Annotated in this window: 18 protein-coding genes; 9 read left to right on the top strand and 9 right to left on the bottom strand. The window is 58.7% G+C overall.

The genetic code is table 11. From position 1 onward, the window contains the following. Positions 1–261 precede the first annotated feature (261 nt). Positions 262–921, top strand: coding sequence for an esterase/lipase family protein (locus RY831_RS28430; protein ID WP_326509709.1), 660 nt, complete (start codon positions 262–264; stop codon positions 919–921). 230 nt (positions 922–1,151) lie between these two features. On the opposite strand, the gene RY831_RS28425 is transcribed toward RY831_RS28430, so the two are convergent. Then, positions 1,152–1,445 carry a hypothetical protein gene (locus RY831_RS28425; protein ID WP_326509708.1) on the bottom strand — a complete coding sequence of 98 codons (294 nt, stop codon included), beginning with the start codon at positions 1,443–1,445 and terminating at the stop codon, positions 1,152–1,154. A gap of 261 nt (positions 1,446–1,706) precedes the next feature. On the opposite strand from RY831_RS28425, the gene RY831_RS28420 reads away from it, so the two are divergent. Beyond that, entirely contained in the window at positions 1,707–2,060 is a 354-nt protein-coding gene (locus tag RY831_RS28420; RefSeq protein ID WP_326509707.1) for a hypothetical protein, read from the top strand. Here RY831_RS28420 and RY831_RS28415 read toward each other — a convergent pair. Beyond that, positions 2,008–2,895: an apurinic/apyrimidinic endonuclease family protein gene (locus RY831_RS28415; protein ID WP_326509706.1), complete on the bottom strand. Its 888-nt coding sequence runs from the start codon at positions 2,893–2,895 to the stop codon at positions 2,008–2,010. The genes RY831_RS28420 and RY831_RS28415 overlap by 53 nt on opposite strands. Positions 2,896–3,112: 217 nt before the next feature. Here RY831_RS28415 and RY831_RS28410 point away from each other — a divergent pair, with 217 nt between their 5' ends. Continuing rightward, on the top strand, positions 3,113–5,815 hold the full coding sequence (locus tag RY831_RS28410; RefSeq protein ID WP_326509705.1) for a bifunctional diguanylate cyclase/phosphodiesterase: 2,703 nt from the start codon (positions 3,113–3,115) through the stop codon (positions 5,813–5,815). 26 nt (positions 5,816–5,841) lie between these two features. Here RY831_RS28410 and RY831_RS28405 read toward each other — a convergent pair whose 3' ends face one another. Beyond that, entirely contained in the window at positions 5,842–6,825 is a 984-nt protein-coding gene (locus RY831_RS28405; RefSeq protein WP_326509704.1) for a MerR family transcriptional regulator, read from the bottom strand. Positions 6,826–7,004: 179 nt separating this feature from the next. Between RY831_RS28405 and RY831_RS28400 the strand changes: the two genes are divergently transcribed. Further along, positions 7,005–7,460 (top strand): fasciclin domain-containing protein, encoded by a 456-nt coding sequence (locus RY831_RS28400; protein ID WP_326509703.1) that lies wholly within the window; start codon positions 7,005–7,007, stop codon positions 7,458–7,460. Positions 7,461–7,518: 58 nt separating this feature from the next. Further along, positions 7,519–8,142 carry a hypothetical protein gene (locus RY831_RS28395; protein ID WP_326509702.1) on the top strand — a complete coding sequence of 208 codons (624 nt, stop codon included), beginning with the start codon at positions 7,519–7,521 and terminating at the stop codon, positions 8,140–8,142. Between the two features lie 46 nt (positions 8,143–8,188). Here the strand turns inward: RY831_RS28395 and RY831_RS28390 are convergent, their stop codons facing one another. Further along, a complete protein-coding gene (locus tag RY831_RS28390) occupies positions 8,189–8,968 on the bottom strand; it encodes an SDR family oxidoreductase (protein ID WP_326509701.1) in 780 nt (259 codons plus the stop codon). Continuing rightward, the gene (locus tag RY831_RS28385; protein ID WP_326509700.1) at positions 8,965–9,291 is read right to left on the bottom strand and encodes a nuclear transport factor 2 family protein; all 327 of its coding nucleotides are present in this window, start codon (positions 9,289–9,291) and stop codon (positions 8,965–8,967) included. Before RY831_RS28385 ends, RY831_RS28390 begins: the two co-directional genes overlap by 4 nt. A 103-nt stretch (positions 9,292–9,394) precedes the next feature. On the opposite strand from RY831_RS28385, the gene RY831_RS28380 reads away from it, so the two are divergent. After that, a complete protein-coding gene (locus tag RY831_RS28380) occupies positions 9,395–10,303 on the top strand; it encodes a LysR family transcriptional regulator (RefSeq protein ID WP_326509699.1) in 909 nt (302 codons plus the stop codon). A gap of 148 nt (positions 10,304–10,451) precedes the next feature. Continuing rightward, entirely contained in the window at positions 10,452–11,087 is a 636-nt protein-coding gene (locus RY831_RS28375) for a class I SAM-dependent rRNA methyltransferase (protein WP_326509698.1), read from the top strand. Between the two features lie 187 nt (positions 11,088–11,274). On the opposite strand, the gene RY831_RS28370 is transcribed toward RY831_RS28375, so the two are convergent. From RY831_RS28370 to RY831_RS28355, 4 genes are all read right to left on the bottom strand, one after another. Continuing rightward, the gene (locus RY831_RS28370; RefSeq protein ID WP_326509697.1) at positions 11,275–12,297 is read right to left on the bottom strand and encodes a TerC family protein; all 1,023 of its coding nucleotides are present in this window, start codon (positions 12,295–12,297) and stop codon (positions 11,275–11,277) included. 483 nt (positions 12,298–12,780) lie between these two features. Next, positions 12,781–14,100 carry a hybrid sensor histidine kinase/response regulator gene (locus RY831_RS28365; RefSeq protein WP_326509696.1) on the bottom strand — a complete coding sequence of 440 codons (1,320 nt, stop codon included), beginning with the start codon at positions 14,098–14,100 and terminating at the stop codon, positions 12,781–12,783. Positions 14,101–14,164: 64 nt separating this feature from the next. Next, entirely contained in the window at positions 14,165–15,583 is a 1,419-nt protein-coding gene (locus RY831_RS28360) for a DUF7125 family protein (RefSeq protein ID WP_326509695.1), read from the bottom strand. Next, positions 15,580–16,008, bottom strand: coding sequence for a hypothetical protein (locus tag RY831_RS28355; protein ID WP_326509694.1), 429 nt, complete (start codon positions 16,006–16,008; stop codon positions 15,580–15,582). The genes RY831_RS28360 and RY831_RS28355 overlap by 4 nt, the downstream gene beginning before the upstream one ends. 493 nt (positions 16,009–16,501) lie before the next feature. Here RY831_RS28355 and RY831_RS28350 point away from each other — a divergent pair, with 493 nt between their 5' ends. Together RY831_RS28350 and RY831_RS28345 are read left to right on the top strand one after the other, a co-directional pair. Further along, complete coding sequence (locus RY831_RS28350; RefSeq protein WP_326509693.1) at positions 16,502–16,720, top strand: hypothetical protein; 219 nt, start codon at positions 16,502–16,504, stop codon at positions 16,718–16,720. 211 nt (positions 16,721–16,931) lie between these two features. Further along, positions 16,932–17,792, top strand: a complete 861-nt coding sequence (locus RY831_RS28345; RefSeq protein ID WP_326509692.1) for a polyprenyl synthetase family protein — start codon at positions 16,932–16,934, stop codon at positions 17,790–17,792. The last annotated feature ends 138 nt before the right edge of the window (positions 17,793–17,930 follow it).

Here is a 17,930-nt window from a genome sequence, read left to right as displayed (position 1 = left end):
TCCACACCCTGAAATTCGTCCGGCCAGTCGCGGCAAGCGCATGCTGCGACTCCTGATGAGAGCACCGATTTCATTCGCATGAACTGCCACAGGCTTTAAAAACAAATACGCTTCAAAAGCACACAGGTGACGCAAAAACGAATTGAAGGAGACGGCGACGCAATGCGTTTCACCGAAGTCTCCCGCCTTATTGCGTGAACCGAACGCACAGTTGGAAAGGAGACGGCAGTCAATCATTTAATTCTCTGGTCAGGAACAACTATGTTTTATCCAAATAATGGCACTTCGGCTTCGCCGTTCTTATTTGCGCTGGAGCCGTACCATGCGGTTTGCAATTATCTGGCAGGGCAGATGAATTTTTCCGGCTCCCTGATGCAGGGTGATGGTCATCCGGTTCTGGTGATTCCGGGGCTCGCCGCCAGTGGAGCGGCCACGCTGGATCTGCGTACACGTTTGAGGGATTTGGGATATGCGGTCTATGACTGGAAGCACGGCATCAATGGCGGCCATGGACATGATCTCGAGGGGTGGATGCGAATGCTTGGCAGGCAGGTCGAAGAACTGCATGACCGGCATCATTCGCCGATCTCTATCGTCGGCTGGAGCCTCGGCGGAGCATACGCACGGGAACTTGGCCATCGCCATCCGTCTCGCATTCGCCAGGTGATCACTCTTGCGACTCCATTCGGACTGATGGGGGAATCCTCTCTAAGCGAATCCTCCGGCATGCCGGTACGCTCCACGTCGATTTATTCACAGACGGATGGCATTGTCAGCTGGGAAAAATGCGTCGGACCGGAATCAGGTCAGCATCGGAACATCGAAGTCAACGGGGTCAGCCACTTCGGCATGGTTCACCATCCGGAGATATTAGGTGTCATTGCCGGATTGCTTGGCGAGCCTGTCATGGAACATGCGTAACCGTGAAGAATAGCGGCTTATCGATAGCGGTTCGCCGATAGCGGTTCGCGGATACTTGGCGAGCATATCGCTTCAAATGCGAAAAAGGTATTTGCCGACGACGGCTGAAATGATCAGAAGCGCACAGAAGATTAGTGTTGCAAGATTGCCGTGTTTCATGGAACCTCCGGACTAAGGCAGCAAGGCTGAATAAATGCCATATCTTCTTTGGCGATAGCGGCGATGAAGGTTTACCGTGCCTGGATTTTGCCTTTCGCTTTCACCACCGCATGCAAGGCTCCCGGCACTTCCGCCTCGAGGGATTCGATCCAGTATCCTGCATCGCGCAGCTGCTTTAAGATCTTCACATAGTCTGCCACTCCATCTACTCCGACTATGCGGTATACCTCGCCCGATTCATTTTCTATTCCAAACCACATGGTGAGGTTTTCCACTTCGTCGATATCCTTGGACAATGCGAGCAGGCGTGACAGCGAGTCATCCGAGGGGGGACGGTGCTTGCTTTGAATAACGATTGTCTCCATTTCTCCTCCGCAGATAAAGGGCTGCTGCAATGAAGCAGTCTGCGCTCATTCGTTGAAGATGTCTGCTTAATTTTTAACTTGTCGTTAAGAATGTTTGTTCAAGAAACTATCTTCCTTATTCACAGCAGGCAGGACAAGAGTGTTGCGCTTGAAGCTGTTGCGCTATTGCCGCAACGGCTTTCAAAATTTGAGCAGATTGCTCTTGGCGCGCGCTGCGTCGCTGGAAATAAGGCATGATCCGCTCATGAGGAGGACAATGCCATGGACACGATTAGCACGAAGAGCCTTGCCGAGCACCTGACAAAGCTTGCGACCATGTTGAGCGCGGATGCCATGAGATTGAGCGCGCTCGGCGTGGAGTCGCATCGCGATCTAGCCAGGGAAGCCACCGCGCTGAAGTTGTTGGCCGAACGCTTGTGGTTGACCGGGAGCGAAGTGCCGCTGGCCAAGGCCGAACCTGCGATGGAACTGCGCTTGGGCCGGGACCGGCGTACCTTGCAGGGAGGAATAGCTTCCTACGCCCGGCTCTCGCCTACCCGGCGGCATCCGGACGAGGACATCTTCAAAGCCGTGCCGAACCCACTTGCCGGATCTTCTGAATCGCCAGCTCCTTGAACTTGGCTTCAATCTCTATCCACGGAGCCTGCGCATAGGACGAGGGCAGTATCTCGATCAGGTCGGAATGATTGCGGTCATTGAAGGCGGTACGGCCATTGGAGATGTGTACCAGTTGCTGCGCCGGGTCGGCCCAGGTTTCGCGCGCCTTGAGCAGCATTTCCTCGACGCTCGGATCTTCATAACTCGACAAGCCTTCCTTGATGACATGATGGTGCGCATCAAAGACCATCGGCAGCCCGCTCGCCATGCAGATCTCGTAGATTTCCTGTGCGCCATATGCGTATTCATCGTTCTCGAGCCCGAGACGGGAACGTATCGCTTCCGGCAGTTGGCCGATGCGCTCGATCAACGCCTGCGCGCGCGCCGATTTGCCGCCATGGACCTCAAGCAGTGCCCAGGGTGAACGCGGCTGGTTCAGCAAATCCATGATGTCGGCATGCATCTGCAAAATCTTGATGCTGTTTTCCACCACGTTGGCCGAATCGGAGCTGAGCACCACGAACTGATCGGGGTGCATCACAAGGCGAATATTATTGCGGGTTGCCCATTCGCCGACGCGGCCGACGACACCACTCAGCTTCGTGAGCACTTCGCGGCCGACATCCTCGTCCGAAAATGGAAACAGGGAGGAGGGCATTCGATACAGTCGTATGCTTTCCTGCACACAATAGCGCAGGGCAGTATCGAGCCGCTGAATGTTGTCGCGATAAATTTCCTCCAGCAGCTTCTGCTGTACCGCGTAGGACTGTTGCAGCAGACGTTTGCGTGTGATGGTGCGGTAACGTACTTCCTGCGAATGGGTAATGCATACCAGGCCGAGATGGGAAGACATAATCGTGACGGTAAGAAATTTGAACTGATTAGATGAAGGTGCGGGCTACATGTTCCGGCAGGCTTCCTGCTCCGCACTTCGGTTCCGGCGGCAACCTTGCCTCGCATTGCCAGCGCAAAAATAAGGCGCTCTGTGGAAAATCAAGCAAAGCCACTAATTCGGAATGATGGATTGCAGGCGCTGGTAAGGTAATGCCTCTGGCCCAGTGGAGTGGCCCATGGCATTTTCCGACCTGTTGGATTCATCGATCGTACGCATGAAGGGTGTGTTCGGCGACCTGCGGTTCGCGAAACGCAAGCGCTGGCTGCTGCTGTTCTGGCCGACCAAGTCGCTGGTGCTCGCACTGATCGGATGGATCGTGCTGTCGGGTTACCTCGAAAAGGAGCGCGCGGAGACCGAAGCGAATGCGGTCCATGAAGCCGGCATTCTGAGCAGGGCATATTCCAATCACTTGTTCCGCGGCCTGGAAGCCGTCGACCAGCTCACGCTCTACATCAAGTATGGATGGGAAACCTCCAACGGAAATTTCCGACCTTCGAAATTCCGTCACCCGCGCCTGCAATCGGCGGAATCGGGTTTCTACGTAAGCCTGATCGATCGCAACGGCAACCTTCTGAGCAGCACCATACCGTCCGCTGCGCGCGTCAATATCGCTGATGAGTCGTATTTTCGCGTCCACATGGAAAAGGAAGACCTCTTTCATATTGGAACGGCTCGCATCGGCAACTTTTCGAAGACGCCGGTGGTTCCCTTTTCACGCCGCCTGTCGGGAGAAGATGGCAGCTTCAGAGGAATCGTCCTGGTATCGGTCACCCCTGACTACTTCACGTCCGCCTATGACGAGATCACACTGAAAGCGCACGGCTTCTTCGCCATCCTGAGTGCGGACGAGAAGGTCAGGCTGGCACGGATCGGCGAAACGATCTTCCTGCCCGACGAGGAGAGCCAGGCCATGCTGAAGAAGCCCGTCCTGAATGAATGGAGGAGTGGCCGCCTTCTCGATGGCAAGGAGTGGTTCGTCGATGGCCGCAGCAGATATGTCGGGTGGCAGGCGACCTTCGACTATGGAATGATCACGATGGCAGGACTGGACCAGGAAGCGGTACTGGCGCCGTACCACGCCTGGCGCAAGGCCGTCATTGGCAATGCCCTTGCGGGAACCGGCCTCTTGGCACTCATTACCCTGATCGCCATGGGCGTGTCTTTGCACCTTGCCTGGCGCAAGCACCAGATAGAGATGGTCCAGGCTACCTACCGGACCGCAACCGAAGTCGGCAATGAAGGCTTCGTCATCGCCCGGCCGCTCCACGATGAACGGATGCGGCTGTCCGACTTCCAGGTCATTGACTGCAACGACAGGGCCGCCCAGCTTCTAGGGATCCGCCGCAACACCTTGCTGGGCGCGACGATATCCGCGCTCTACCAGGGCGAAGCGGCACAGCAGGCGATGAAGATGATGACCAAGGCCATGAATCAACGTTTCTTTGAAGGCGATATCGACCTGCACAGGGTGCGCCTGAACGGTCCCCAATGGCTCAACATCCGCGTTTCGCGGCCGGAAAACGATCTTGCGATCACCATGCGCGATATCAGCGAGATGAAAGCGCACGTAGCCGAACTGGAAAAGCGCGGCAATGAAGATGCGCTGACGGGCCTGCCGAACCGCCACTGGCTCAATACCTTCCTGCCGGCGGCGGTCGAACGCGCGGCTCAGGACAAGGCGATGCTTGCCTTGCTGTTCCTCGATCTCGACGGATTCAAAACCGTCAACGACACCATGGGCCATGACGCGGGGGACGATATCCTGCGCAATGTGGCGCGCCGGCTCGAAGACGCGGTGCGCCCGCATGACAGGGTAGCCCGCATAGGCGGCGACGAGTTTCTGGTCATCCTTGAACCGCTTGAGCATGCCGACGATGCCGCCCAGGTCGCGGAGCGCATCCTGAACGCATTTCGCTCCGCGTTCAGGATATCGAAGGGCGTGGTGGGAGTTGGCGTGTCGATCGGCATCAGCGTGTTTCCGAAGGATGGCACGGATGCTACCGTGCTGCTCAACAATGCGGACATGGCGATGTACTCGGTCAAGACATCGGGAAAAAGAAACTATTGCTTTTTCGATGCCGAATTTTCCGAGCGCCTGCGAGCGCGCCATCAGTACGAGATGGAGTTGCGATATGCCATCGAGCATGATCAGCTCGTTGTCCATTATCAGCCGCGCGTCTCCATGGCCAACGGAATCACCACCAGCATGGAGGCTCTGGTGCGATGGCATCATCCGACCCGGGGCCTGGTCGAACCGAGCGAATTCATCCCGCTTGCCGAGGAAGCGGGTCTGATCGCCAGGCTGGGAGAGCGCGTCATCGACAAGGTGTGCGCACAGCTGGCGTTCTGGGCCAGGCACGGTCGGCACGTGGTGCCTGTCTCGGTCAATGTGTCCGCCCTACACTTCCAGGATGCCGACCCGGCACAGACGCTGGCAAGCTGCATTGCGCGTCACGGAATCGATCCTGGCCTGATCGAGGTCGAATTGACGGAGTCCTCGATGATGGGCGACAGCGAGACCGTGGCGTCGGCAATCCGGGCCATACGCAACATGGGCATCACGCTGCTCGTCGATGATTTCGGCACTGGATATTCCTCGCTGTCGCAGTTGCAGCGCATGGATTTCGACGTGCTCAAGGTCGACCGCGCCTTCACTGCCCAGCTTGAACAGTCGCGGGAAGGAACGGTGTTTTATACCGCCATCATCACCATGGCGCATTCGCTTGGCATGAAGGTGGTTGCCGAGGGCGTGGAGTCGATCGGGCAGGCCAGGGTGCTCAAGTCGCTGGAGTGCGATGAGATCCAGGGCTATTTCGTGTCGAGGCCGCTGCCTCCTTCCGAAGTGCAGCCTCTTGCGCCGCAGGTGTCATTCGCGTAGCGCCGCCGGCTAACACCAAAGATCTTTTACATTCCCTGCGGCAGTCCCGGCAGCGGCAGTCCCTCAGCGCGCGCCAAACGTTCCATGGCGGTTTCCAGGATGGCGCGTGCGCGGCCGGCGGCGTTCCGCAGTTCCTGGTGCAGTTGCGCATCGTCCTCGTTGCGCGAGGCACACTGGGCACTGTAGCGCTCGAAGCTCCCCACCATCAGTAGCAGGTCGGCCAGGTGGCGCGGGCATTCGCAGGCGAGCTGATTGCCGGTTGCCGTGATGGATGACAGGAAATCCTCGTTGAAACGCACCTCGGGTACATCGGTCCGCTCCAGCGGCGGCAGGCGCTCGCCGGCAAGGGCCGCCCGACAGAGCAGCGCCAGTTCGCCCAGTTCTGCAGGAACGCGTGCGACCAGGCAATTTTGTTCGCGCAATGCACGGATGGTCGCGCTCGCGCAGAACCGGTAAAGGACAACAACCGCGGCGGCCGCGCATGCCTCGCGTGCCGATGCAATCATCGGCAGCGCGCTTTCATCGAGTTCGGACAATTCGACAAGCAGCAGTTCCACGTCCGCATCGCGCGGCAGCGATGCGGCATGCTCAAGCCGGGCGCAGCTGCATTGAACCTCGAGCCCCGCGCCCTCCCGACCGCCGGCCGCGATTCGCCTCGCCAGGCCTTCACCAATGACCGCCACTCTCAGTGGTCCCGCCGCCTGCAGTTCCCCGTCGCGGGGTCCTGCCAACTCCTGCAATTGTTCAATCGAGAGCCTTGCCAGCACGCCAATCGCATGGCCCTGATCCACCAGTTGCTTGAGCATGCCGAGCCGCCGCACCTGCTCTGCCGAATACAGGCGTTGGCCGCTCGTCGAGCGTTCGGTATCGGACAAGTCATACCGGCGCTCCCAGACGCGCAGAGTTTCTGCGGAGAGGCCGGCCAGGCGCGCCGCCACCCCGCTGCGGTAGGCAGCACGGCCATCTTCGGAAGCGGGTGTGTTTTCTTCGGTGCTGACAGATTTTTTCATGGAATGAACCGTAATTGAACCGATTATGTTTAATTATACTGGGTCAAACAATGGACATGTGCTTATTTAAAGCATAAATTTGCTGCATGCCCGGTTCAATTCTTCCGGGTTCTTGTCAGGCATTTTCCATTCTGCCGCCCCGCGCGGCGGGTTAATTTAACGTTCTACAGGAGCTAGCAATGAAACAGTTTATGTTGGGAACCGCAATTGCCTTCGCATTTGGCGCCGCACATGCCGCCGACATTGTGGACACTGCCAAGTCGGCCGGGTCATTCAATACCCTGATCGCCGCGGTACAGGCTGCGGGATTGGCTGACACCCTGAAAGGACCAGGCCCGTTCACCGTGTTTGCACCAACCGACGAAGCGTTTGCCAGTATCCCGAAGGAGAAACTCGATGCGCTGCTCAAGGACAAGGCCGCATTGACCAAGGTGCTGACCTACCACGTCGTACCGGGCAAGGTCATGGCCGCGGACGTAAAGGCCGGCAACGTCAAGACAGTAGAGGGCAGCCCCCTGTCGGTCAGCATGAAAGGCGGGAAAGTCGGGGTCAACAACGCCAATGTCGTAAAGACGGATGTCGTTGCGGATAACGGCGTAATCCACGTCATCGACAAGGTTGTAATGCCCAAGTAAATGCACGGCGTGCGAGGCGAGGGAGCCGCGTCAGGGTGCGGGTCCCTCGCCTCGCCGCATGATTTTCGGCTGGCGTAAGGACAGTGGCAAAGGCCAGCGGTTATCATGTTCGCAGCTTGGTAAATCGGAGGCGGATGTGAAACCATGGAGCAAACTCCAGCGTGAGGTCGGCAAACTTTTCGCCGAGGGGCTGCGTCTGCAGATCCAGTGCCGCGCATACCGCATGGCATCGGCCAGCGGCTGCACGGACCTGCCCCGCTACTGGTGCACGCTGGACAAGGACGTGATCTGGGATTACCCGCGTGACTTCAGCGAAAACGCCACGTACTACCCTTACGACACGGACGTATCGTCGATATCGAGTTTATTGCGCGAGTACATCGACACGCCAACCGACCAGTTGCTCAGCTTCGCTTTCGCCGACCGGTGGCAGATCGTGGACATCTTGCTCGCTGCGGACAGGCGAATTGGAAAGCGCCGCATCCCCGAACTCAAAGCCAGACTCACCCACCCCGGGGCCATAGCGATTGCAGCGACACGCTGGGGCCAGGAGTGGGAAGACGCAGTGCCTGCGCTTCAAGAAACAAGTCCGCAGCTTCCGCCGGTTCCCGAGACGGCGCCGGGGCTGGCCGATGCGCCAATTGCAAGCGACAGCAGCCTTCTCCGCGGGCTGGCTTCATAGCGCACCGCGCGGTGATCCTGCATCCGAATAGGACTGCGCTCCCGCTTCAGACCTTCGGAAGCGTACCTCCATCAACAACATATTCCGCACCCTGAACGAACGCCGCGCGCGTGGACAGCAAAAACGCCACCACCTCGGCCACTTCCTCAGGTCTGCCAGGCCGGTTGACCGGGATGCCACCGAGCGAGTCCATCAGCACGTCGCGCGCTTCATCAAAGCTGATGTCTCGGTGCGTCGCCATGCGCTCGATCAGTGCGGTGGCCGCGGTGGTTTCGATAAAGCCCGGCGCCACCGCATTCACGCGTATGCCGTGCGGCCCGAATTCATTGGCAAGGGACTTGCTGTAGTTCGCGAGTGCGGCTTTTGCGGCGGCGTACGCCACGGTCGACTCGTGGAGCGGCAGGCGGCGTTGAATGGACGTGATGTGAACGATGGCTCCATTTCCTTGGGCAAGCATTCCGGGCAAAAAAGCGCGGTCGAGCCTGACTGCCGACATCAGGTTGCTCTGGATGGTAGCTTCCCAGAGGGCATCGGTCAGCGCGAGCGCTCCGCCACCCGGTGCCGATGAACCGCCTACGTTATTGACCAGCAAATCCAGGCCGCCAATCTCGCGCTCGACAGCATCAATGACGGTATTCGTCCCTTCAAGGGTGGCCAGGTCGGCCTGCAGGTAGCGGACGCCGGCCAATGGATTTGCCGGCAACTGGCGGGCGGTGGATATCACTGTTGCGCCGCGTTGTGCCAGCAGGCGTGCGATAGCCTCGCCCATGCCTTTGGTTCCGCCTGTCACGAGGGCCCGCTTGCCTTGGAATTCCAGTGTGCTCATACGCCGATCTCCAGGGCCGCGATCCGGTCGTCGCGCAGTAGAAAGTTGTAAGAGAGCATGGCGGGACTGCCCGGAAAATTGCCGCTCACGAGAGCCCGCAGGCGATAGTTCTGGTCGGCGCCTTCGATATGCCGGGCTTCTACGATCGGGCGGTAGTGGGCGCTGGTTTCTGCCTTCCAGGCTACGATGGCTTCGATACCGCGATATTCCTTTGCTTCATCATGAACGACGGCATCAGCGGTGAAGCAGGCGGTGAGGGCGGTTGTGTCATTGGCATTTGCGGCCCTGAGATAGGCGGCGATCGGTACAGGAAGATGAGTCATTGTGGTCTCCAGAAGTTGAATAGCCAGTCTAAAGCGATGAACTCGTGAGAAAAATGGGGCTGGACTACATGCCTTATGAACTTCTGGTTCATAATCGTATGCAATGACTTCACTCGACCTGATCCGCATCTTCCTGGCTGTTGCCAAACACCGCAGTTTTTCCCTCGCTGCCCAAGAGCTGGCCATCAGCCCGACCGCTTGCAGCAAGGGAGTGCGGGCACTCGAACGCCGTCATGGCGTTGTCCTGTTCAGGCGCACCACGCGCAGCGTGTCGCTGACGGAGCCCGGTGTCAGCCTGCTCGCCACGCTCAAGCCGGCAGTTGATCAGATCGAGGAGGCATTCGCCGCACTCGAGCCATTCCGTGAGCGCCCGGCAGGACGTCTTCGCATTACCGCCCCGCGAGCACTCGGCTTGCGGGTTGCGCGGTTATTGGTGCCGAGCATGCGCACGAACTATCCGGACGTGTCACTCGACTTGTCGCTCAACGATGGCGTTATCGATTTGGTGGCGGAGGGATACGACGCCGGCATTCGTTTGGGGCAGTCGATTGAGCAGGACATGGTCACGGTACGCCTGAGTCGGGAAATGACCTGGTCGGTCGTTGCAGCGCCGCAGTATCTCGAAAGGCATGGTGTGCCCGGCGTGCCGCAGGACTTGCTAAGCCATCGGACGATCCGATACCGATTCAACAGCTCCGGTCTTCTGCATGCATGGCGGTTCTCCAGCCCGGACGGCGCTTATGAACTCGAAACCGATACTGCCCTGATCGCCAACGATACCGCGGCGATCGCTGAATTTGCGCGCCAGGGACTCGGCTGCGCCTATCTTCCCGATATCGAAATCGAGGCCGACCTGGCCCAAGGCCGTCTCGTACGGGTGCTTGACGCTTCCGTGCCCAAGACGACCGGCTTGTACTTGTACTTTCCGGTTCGAACACAAGCGCAGCCAAAGATGCGTGCATTGATCGAACAGGCTCAGGCGCTGGCAGCACGGGGCATGCTTGATGTCTAATACCAATCCTTGCCTCGATCTGAGGGCCTGCTTTAGAGCATTGAATTTGAATTACCAGCGATAGCTCGCGGACGCAGCTGGTGCGATTCGCGCCCCGAGGCGCCGGCGGCTTGCTGTATCATCCCGTTCCTGAAAACGAAAGCCGCACATGCTTATCATCACCATCAAACAGGGCAAGGAAAAAGGTTTGCTTTCCGGCGACCCGTGGATTTACGTCTCCGCCATCGAAAAGGTCGACGGCAAGCCCCAGGAGCGCAACAAACCTGGCGCCACGGCGATCGTGCAATCGTCGGCTCACCTGTTTCTGGCTCGCGCAGCCTATAACGCCAAATCGCAAATTGCCGCCCGCGTCTGGACGTTGCGCGAGGATGAGCCGGTTGACCACGCGATGATAAAGCGGCGCGTAAAGGCTGGCGTGCTGCGCCGCGCCGATGCGCTGCGCAACGCCGATCCGCAGGCGCTGGTCCAGCTGATCGACGGCGAAAAGGACGGCTTGCCCGGTCTCCTGGTGCACAGCTATGGCGGCATCCAAGGCTATCTGGTTTGCCAGTTCAATGCCGGAGGCGTTGACCTGTGGAAGGTGCCTGTCGTGCAGGCGCTCCTTAATGCCACGGGCTGCCGCAACGTTTACGAACGCTGCGATCCACTGTTGCGCAAGGGCGAGGGACTGCCCGTCACGCCGCGCGCACTGGCAGGCGACGAACCGCCCCAGCGGTTAATGGTGCGCGAGGGCAGCCGCCTGGTACCGATGGATATTCGAACCGGCTTCTCCTATCCGCGCTGAAAGTCGCCCGGAATGGGGGGAATTCCTTGAACAGCGCTCCAAGGCATGCCGGCCCTGGAGCAATGCGGCGGCCGACTTTCTAAGATTGATGGACAACTGAAAGAGCCGCGAAAGAACTGTCACTCCTTCAGTCTTGGTGGTCCCGCATGCGGAACCACCAAGGACTGCGTTCCCTTTCTTATCTTCCTTACCTTTCTCCGGCAGATCCGCCTTCCGGCTTGGGAGCAAACGGAAACGCTGTTCCCGTCTTGCCGTGCCTTGGCGGTATCTTCAGCGACAGCAGCATGGTGACCACGAGCGTAGTAATCGTGAAGCCCAGGGACCAGGCGATCGGAATCTTGTAGATGTCGATGAGCAGCATCTTGATGCCGATAAAGCCCAGGATGATCGCGAGTCCGTACGAAAGCAGATGGAAGCGCTCATGCATGCCCGCCAATAGAAAATACATCGCCCTCAGGCCGAGAATTGCAAAGACGTTCGACGTCAGAACAATGAACGGATCGGTCGTAATGGCAAAGATCGCGGGAATTGAATCCACCGCGAACACCACGTCCACGATGCCGATGAGAAGAATCACCACGAATAGCGGGGTGGCCATTTTTACGCCGTTGTCGATCGTGAAGAACTTTTCACCGTCGTAGTTCGGGGAGATCTTCATGTGCCTGTTAATCCAGCGCAGCGCAGGATTGTTTCCGAGATCGGGTTCCTGACCCGCCGCCCACCACATCTTGATCCCGGTGAACAGCAAGAAGGCGCCGAATACATACATGATCCAGTGGAACTGGGTGATCAACCATGCGCCGATCAGAATCATGATTGCGCGCAGGACCAGGGCGCCCAAAATGCCGATCATCAAAACCCGCTTCTGGAATGCTGCCGGTACTGCGAAATAGGTGAATATCATCAGGAAAACAAAGATATTGTCGACCGCGAGCGCTTTCTCCACCAGGTAGCCGGTAATGAATTCAAGTGCCTTGGCGTTTGCAAGATCCCGCGAAAGGGGATCGGGAGCGGTACCGCCGAGATACCACCACAACCAGCCGACAAACAGGAATGACACAGCCACCCAGAGTATCGACCAGATGGTTGCCTCCCGCATGCCGACGGTATGCGAGCCTTGACGGTTAAGCGCCAGAAAATCGATCGCGAGAGCGATCAGTACGAACACTGTAAAGAGCGTCCACAACAGGGGGGTGCCGATGGAAGTCATCGTGACGAGCCTCTCAACCCAAACCGGCAACGTTTGGGCAACAAATTGTCGGGGATCCTCGCCAGTCTGGCTGCCCGGGTCATTTTCTTAACCCGAGACACGGCACCGAACGCCGATGGCTGCCAACCCACCAACGTCGTAATGACGGCACCGCAACACAATGCGAACTTGGGCAATTGTGTCAGCTACTCCCTTTGAGAGGCTGAAGTATTGAAACAAACAACACCTGGATTTGTCAACTCTTTATTGATGATGAAAATTTATCCGGTAGTCCGAAGGCCAACGATACGCTTGCGACCCGCCATAGCGGCCCGATAGCCGAGGGCTGAGCGCGAGCCAGGTTCTAAGCACGCGTCGGCAATGCTTTTTCCTTGCCATGGCCGCAAACAGCCGCGGTTAAGCAAGGCCGAGCAGATGTAGAGCGTCATTCATGGAATGGATGAAACGCAATCGGGACGGCAGTTGTTTGTCCGCGGTGCCGCTTCAGGCTGCCGCGCCTTGCGTGGCAATCAGCCCGAGCACGGTGTCCGTCTTCACCGGCTTGACCAGGTATTCATTGAAACCGGCGCCGATGGCGCGGGCGCGGTCTTCCGGCTGGCCGTATCCGGAAATGGCAATCGCATAGGGCTGATGTGTTGCCTCAAGCTGCCTGACCTGCCTGATCACGCCATAGCCGTTCAGGCCGGGCAGTCCGATATCGCAGAGGATGACATCGTAGGTGTTGGTCTTCGCCAGCGACACGCCGCTGAGCCCGTCGGGTGCGACGGTGACGCGATGCCCGCTGAGCTCCAGCAGCAGCTGCAGCGTGGCGCTGGTGTCGGGGTTGTCCTCGATCAGGAGGATGCGGCAGCAGGCAGCCGGTGCGGCGAGCGGTGCGGGGTCTTCTCCAGCAGTTCCCTGCGGCGCATCCTGCGCGACGGGCAGCACAATCTCGAACTCGCTGCCCATGTCGCGGCCCATGCTGTGCGCGGCGATCCTGCCGCCATGCATCTCGACCAGTGCCTTGGTCACCGACAGCCCGATGCCTAGCCCGCCTTCGCTGCGGGCCAGCGTGCGCGGTCCCTGCCTGAACAGTTCGAAGATATGCGGCAGCAGTTCCGATTCAATGCCGATTCCGCTGTCGCGGACCACGAAATGCACGGCATCGCCATGCCGCTTCAGCAGCACGGTGACCTTGCCCCCTTCCGGCGTGAACTTGGAGGCATTGACGAGGATGTTGCTCATCGCCTGCGCGAGGCGGATCAGGTCGCCTTCGACCATCACATCGTTTTCCAGCGGCTCGGCCAGCAGCTGCTGGTGCCGCTGGTCGATGGTGGAACGCACGACTTCCAGCGCCCGGTTCAGGATGTCATTCACCGTGATCCTGGATCTTTCGAGGCTGACCTTGCCGCTGGTGATGCGCGACGCGTCCAGCAGGTCGTCGATCAGCCGCGCCATATGGGTGACCTGGCGGCTGATGACGCCCTGGATCTTCGGCAGCAGCGGATGGGCGGACGTCATCTTTTCCAGCAGGCTGGCGGCATTGCTGATGGGCGCGATAGGATTGCGCAGTTCATGCGCGAGCATCGCCAGGAATTCGTTCTGCTGGCGGTTGCGTGTTTCGGCGGTCTCCTGCAGCACTTGCGCCTTCACCGCGGCGAGCACCAGGTTCTGATTCGCTTCCCGCAATTGCGATACCAGCGACAGCAGGTCCTGTATTTCCTCACTGCCGCTATGCCCGCCGCGAACGGCTTCCACTACCCTGTCAATTGCCTGCCTGACCCGCACATCGTCCTGCGAGCTGGAATGCGTTTCTTTTTTCATTGCTTGTCCACGGTGCGGCTTCCTGTTGCGAAATTCCGTTACGGCGCTGCGCTTTGTTGCAATGTCAGAGGCTATCCCCCAATTCGATGCCGTCCTCGTTGGTCGTGAATTTGCGCACGTCCGCACTGTGGCGGCTGCCGCGCAGCTTGGGTACGGAAATCAGCTTGACCAGCTTGTAGTCGATTTCGGTATAGCGCATGGCAATGATGGCGTCGACGATGAAATCACCTGATGAAAACAGGGATTCCGACATGTTCGCCAAATGCCTGATCATCATGACGGTAATGCCGCGCGCGTGCAGGTGGGTCAGCATCCGGTACAGCGATTCCAGCATGTGCGGCCTGTACTGCGGCGCGATCACCAGTTCCAGCGCGGACAGCGAGTCGATCACGATGCGCTTCGCTCCGGTGCGTTCCACCTCGTCGAGGAGGGCAGCGACCAGTTCTTCGACGGTGAGGTCGATTGCGGTCAGGCTGACTTCGGTGACGCTGCCCTGTTCGATCAGCGCATCCAGCGGAGCGTTGAAAGACGGCGACAAGGTATGCTCGAACGACACGATGATGCCGTGCTCGCCGATCCGGGCGCCTGCAGCCAGGAACGAGGTCCCCAGAACTGTCTTGCCGCAGCCTGGCGGACCCATGACGATCGAGGAATAGCCCTCGGGCAGTCCGCCGTCCAGCATGGCGTCCAGGCCGCTGCAGCCGGTGGACAGGCGCACCGTGGGCCGGTGGGAACGGCCGCGCATGCCTTGCGGGTCATGCTTGCTTGCAACGATGCCGCCGAGCAGGCGCGGAAACACGCGCAGGCCATCGCCGCTCATCCGGAACCGGTGCAGGCCGGTCTGATGCGCGATGCCGCGCATCTTGACCACGCTTATCTTGCGCACCATTTCGTCCTGCTCAAAAGCCTGGCACAGGTGGATGATGCCGTCGGCAACGGTGAAGATGGGATTTTCTTCCTGCGCCGCATCGGCATATTCACCGAGCAGAAAAGTGGTTGCCTGCCAGGTGGCTAGGTGCACGCCGAGGCGCTGCACGAAATACTGAAGGCTGGCCGTGCTTTGCACGCTTTCCTTGGTTGCCTGCACCACCGACTTGAAGGAATCGACAAAGATCAGTTCCGGCTCGAAGTCGCGCACTTCCTTGAGAATGCGCTCCAGCACGCCGTCGAATCCTTCTCGCTGCAAGTCCTCGGCCAGATTGAAATAGCGAATGGACGGACCGACCTTTTCAAGATCGAAGAACGAATATTGCTGCTGGTAGCGCAGCATCTTCAACGGCGGCTCACCCATGACGGTGAAGAACAGGGCCTTGCGCTTTGAATTGGCCAGCGCAAACATCATCTGGTGCGCCAGCGTCGTCTTGCCGCTGCCCGGGGCGCCGGTAATCACATTGAATGAATACTTGGCGATTCCGCCCGCCAGCAGGATATCCAGGCCGGGAACGCCGGTGGGCAATTTTTCAAGCGCTACTTTTTTAGTCATTCTGAAACTCCCCTCGTGCCGTACCGGGCGCTGTATTCGTCCCAGGCGGACCGCAGGATATGCCCCATCAACGCCTCACCGATCATTGCAGTCACCAGTTCGATGAATTTGTTAAGCAAAATCGTGGTGCACCGTTCAGCAGTGTCATGTTCCAGACCCCGAATATCCTCCCTGAGTTTCTGAAGAAAGTCAGTTTCTTGTCCAAGGGTGAAGGCGGACAGACCTTGGCATTCGGATTGCGAAAAATGAACAGCGCGAGCATACAAGGATTCAAACCCCATCTGTCCGATAAGCGGTGTTAAGTGATTAGCTAATCTATCCCAAAGCCAGACGGAGCGCTCTTCGACGGCGTCCGGAGCCCTCGTTTCCGGCGATTCCAGGGCCAGCAGCTGGGAGATGAGCTTCGTACGGTCGTCAGTCGTCATCAGCAGTGTTGTCTTGCATTAAGTGAAGCGATTTTGATCGAAAAACCACAGTCTTGCAATGTAATCAAGAAATATTGCAAGTGTCGCAATGCATTGTTCTTCTTACTGAAATTTGAACGGATCCGGCAAGGCCGCTATCGCGGGCATGGTCAAGGAGCGGGGCTGGGCTTGTATGACTTGGATCGGGAGTGCGGTTCAGCGGGGGATTATAGTTAAGCAGAGGAGTTTTTGTTCAGGTCCGGAGAAATAAACTTGATTGCCGTCAGTCCTTTTCGCGCAAATTTGTTCATGATTTGTCCTGAACAACAAACCTTTTTCATCCTTGATGTCTAAATCGCATATGTCCTGTGGCGCATGCAGCGATATGCGGTATCTGGACAGCAATGGCCACGATGCCTCCGTCGCGCGAACCGGCGGGCGACTAACAGTCCGGGTTGCGAGAGCAGTTCGCCGCAATACCCTGATACATGCAAATGAACATGAGGAATACCAGATGCAAACCGACAAAAGCCAGCAGAAGCAGGATGCGAAACAACCGATGATCGATACGCCCGCGGTTCCGGAACAGGAATCCACCGGGCGCGGCACAGGTACCGGCAATGCCACCGGTTTCGTCGATCCGGCCCATGCCGTCGAGGTTGAAAAGAACCGCGATGCCAGCCGCGGCGGCGATCCGAACGATCTTGGCGCCGCAGGCGACTACAGCCGCTGACGCTCGCCCCGGCTTCCGCGCTACGGACAAGGCACCGTCCGCTGCAGATGCGCCTCGCAGGCGCCGACCGTAGATCGGGTTCTTTGCGGATCTTTGCAACAGAGGCAAAACAGAAGCAAACCATGGAACCCGTGCCCATTAGTATCAGTTTCAGCATGGATGACAGGAGGAAAACCGACATGCCCAACTTCGATAAGCAGTCCCTGCATCTATGTTAGCCAACGATCTGCCTGTCAGCGCCGGACATGACTGGGTGACGGAGTCCCGGTTGCTGATCAACTCACGTCTTGATGAACTCCTTGGGTCCGCGCATCCGTCGCCGGTCAATGCCGCGATGCGCTACAGCGTGCTCGCTCCGGGCAAACGCATCCGGCCATTGCTGACGCTGGCCGTGGCCGACTTCCTGGGCGGAGCGCATGAGGACGCGATGCCGATCGCCTGCTCGATTGAAATGATCCATTGCGCCTCGCTCATCCTCGACGATCTTCCATGCATGGATGACGACCGCGAGCGACGCAGCCGCCTCTGCACCCATATCGAATTCGGCGAGAGCCTGACGATATTGGCGGCGGTATCGCTGCTGACGCAGAGCCAGTGCATCGTTGCCTCGCAGGACAGGCTGGCGGGAGAACTCAGGCTCAAGCTGATCCAGCTGCTGTGCACCACGGTCGGCCCCAATGGGCTGTCGCTGGGCCAGTACATCGACCTGAAATCCAAGGGCGACATACCCAATCCGGCCGCCATCGCCGACATGCATCAGCTCAAGACCGGCATCCTGTTCCAGGCCGCGGCGAAGGCCGGCTGCCTGGTCAGCCATGCATCGCCGGAGCAGGAAGACAAGGTGATGCGATTCACGACCAATCTCGGCCTGGCGTTCCAGATGCTCGACGACATCAAGGATGCGGGCGACGACGGCACCAATATCGTTGCCCGCATCGGCGTGCGCAGCGCGCGGCGCAAGGTGCAGGACTATTTGCAGGCAGCCCATGCCGCCATCGACGGCGATGACAACGCGATAGTGCTCAGGGAGCTGGCGGAAACCTTCTTTCCCGGCGTGGCGGTGAATTCCTGACGACGGGAGTGCTCCCGCGAGTGCGGCAATGCCTTCGCCGGCTTGCATGTTCATTACGCTTTCCTGAGGGAAAGCGTCTTTAAGGTAAACCGCAGCGCCAAGCATTTAGAGCGGCTTGCGAATGGGTGTACGGTCGCC

The organism is Noviherbaspirillum album (assembly GCF_035916955.1).
Taxonomy (GTDB): domain Bacteria; phylum Pseudomonadota; class Gammaproteobacteria; order Burkholderiales; family Burkholderiaceae_D; genus Noviherbaspirillum; species Noviherbaspirillum album.
This window is presented reverse-complemented; position numbering and strand designations above follow the sequence as displayed.

Coding starts and splice junctions, on each gene's coding strand:
- RY831_RS28345 (WP_326509692.1), top strand. CDS start 16,932: ATGTTAGCCAACGATCTGCCTGTCAGCGCCGGACATGACTGGGTGACG.
- RY831_RS28395 (WP_326509702.1), top strand. CDS start 7,519: ATGATTTTCGGCTGGCGTAAGGACAGTGGCAAAGGCCAGCGGTTATCA.
- RY831_RS28380 (WP_326509699.1), top strand. CDS start 9,395: ATGACTTCACTCGACCTGATCCGCATCTTCCTGGCTGTTGCCAAACAC.
- RY831_RS28400 (WP_326509703.1), top strand. CDS start 7,005: ATGAAACAGTTTATGTTGGGAACCGCAATTGCCTTCGCATTTGGCGCC.
- RY831_RS28360 (WP_326509695.1), bottom strand. CDS start 15,583: ATGACTAAAAAAGTAGCGCTTGAAAAATTGCCCACCGGCGTTCCCGGC.
- RY831_RS28430 (WP_326509709.1), top strand. CDS start 262: ATGTTTTATCCAAATAATGGCACTTCGGCTTCGCCGTTCTTATTTGCG.
- RY831_RS28355 (WP_326509694.1), bottom strand. CDS start 16,008: ATGACGACTGACGACCGTACGAAGCTCATCTCCCAGCTGCTGGCCCTG.
- RY831_RS28365 (WP_326509696.1), bottom strand. CDS start 14,100: ATGAAAAAAGAAACGCATTCCAGCTCGCAGGACGATGTGCGGGTCAGG.
- RY831_RS28425 (WP_326509708.1), bottom strand. CDS start 1,445: ATGGAGACAATCGTTATTCAAAGCAAGCACCGTCCCCCCTCGGATGAC.
- RY831_RS28375 (WP_326509698.1), top strand. CDS start 10,452: ATGCTTATCATCACCATCAAACAGGGCAAGGAAAAAGGTTTGCTTTCC.
- RY831_RS28390 (WP_326509701.1), bottom strand. CDS start 8,968: ATGAGCACACTGGAATTCCAAGGCAAGCGGGCCCTCGTGACAGGCGGA.
- RY831_RS28350 (WP_326509693.1), top strand. CDS start 16,502: ATGCAAACCGACAAAAGCCAGCAGAAGCAGGATGCGAAACAACCGATG.
- RY831_RS28405 (WP_326509704.1), bottom strand. CDS start 6,825: ATGAAAAAATCTGTCAGCACCGAAGAAAACACACCCGCTTCCGAAGAT.
- RY831_RS28420 (WP_326509707.1), top strand. CDS start 1,707: ATGGACACGATTAGCACGAAGAGCCTTGCCGAGCACCTGACAAAGCTT.
- RY831_RS28410 (WP_326509705.1), top strand. CDS start 3,113: ATGGCATTTTCCGACCTGTTGGATTCATCGATCGTACGCATGAAGGGT.
- RY831_RS28370 (WP_326509697.1), bottom strand. CDS start 12,297: ATGACTTCCATCGGCACCCCCCTGTTGTGGACGCTCTTTACAGTGTTC.
- RY831_RS28385 (WP_326509700.1), bottom strand. CDS start 9,291: ATGACTCATCTTCCTGTACCGATCGCCGCCTATCTCAGGGCCGCAAAT.
- RY831_RS28415 (WP_326509706.1), bottom strand. CDS start 2,895: ATGTCTTCCCATCTCGGCCTGGTATGCATTACCCATTCGCAGGAAGTA.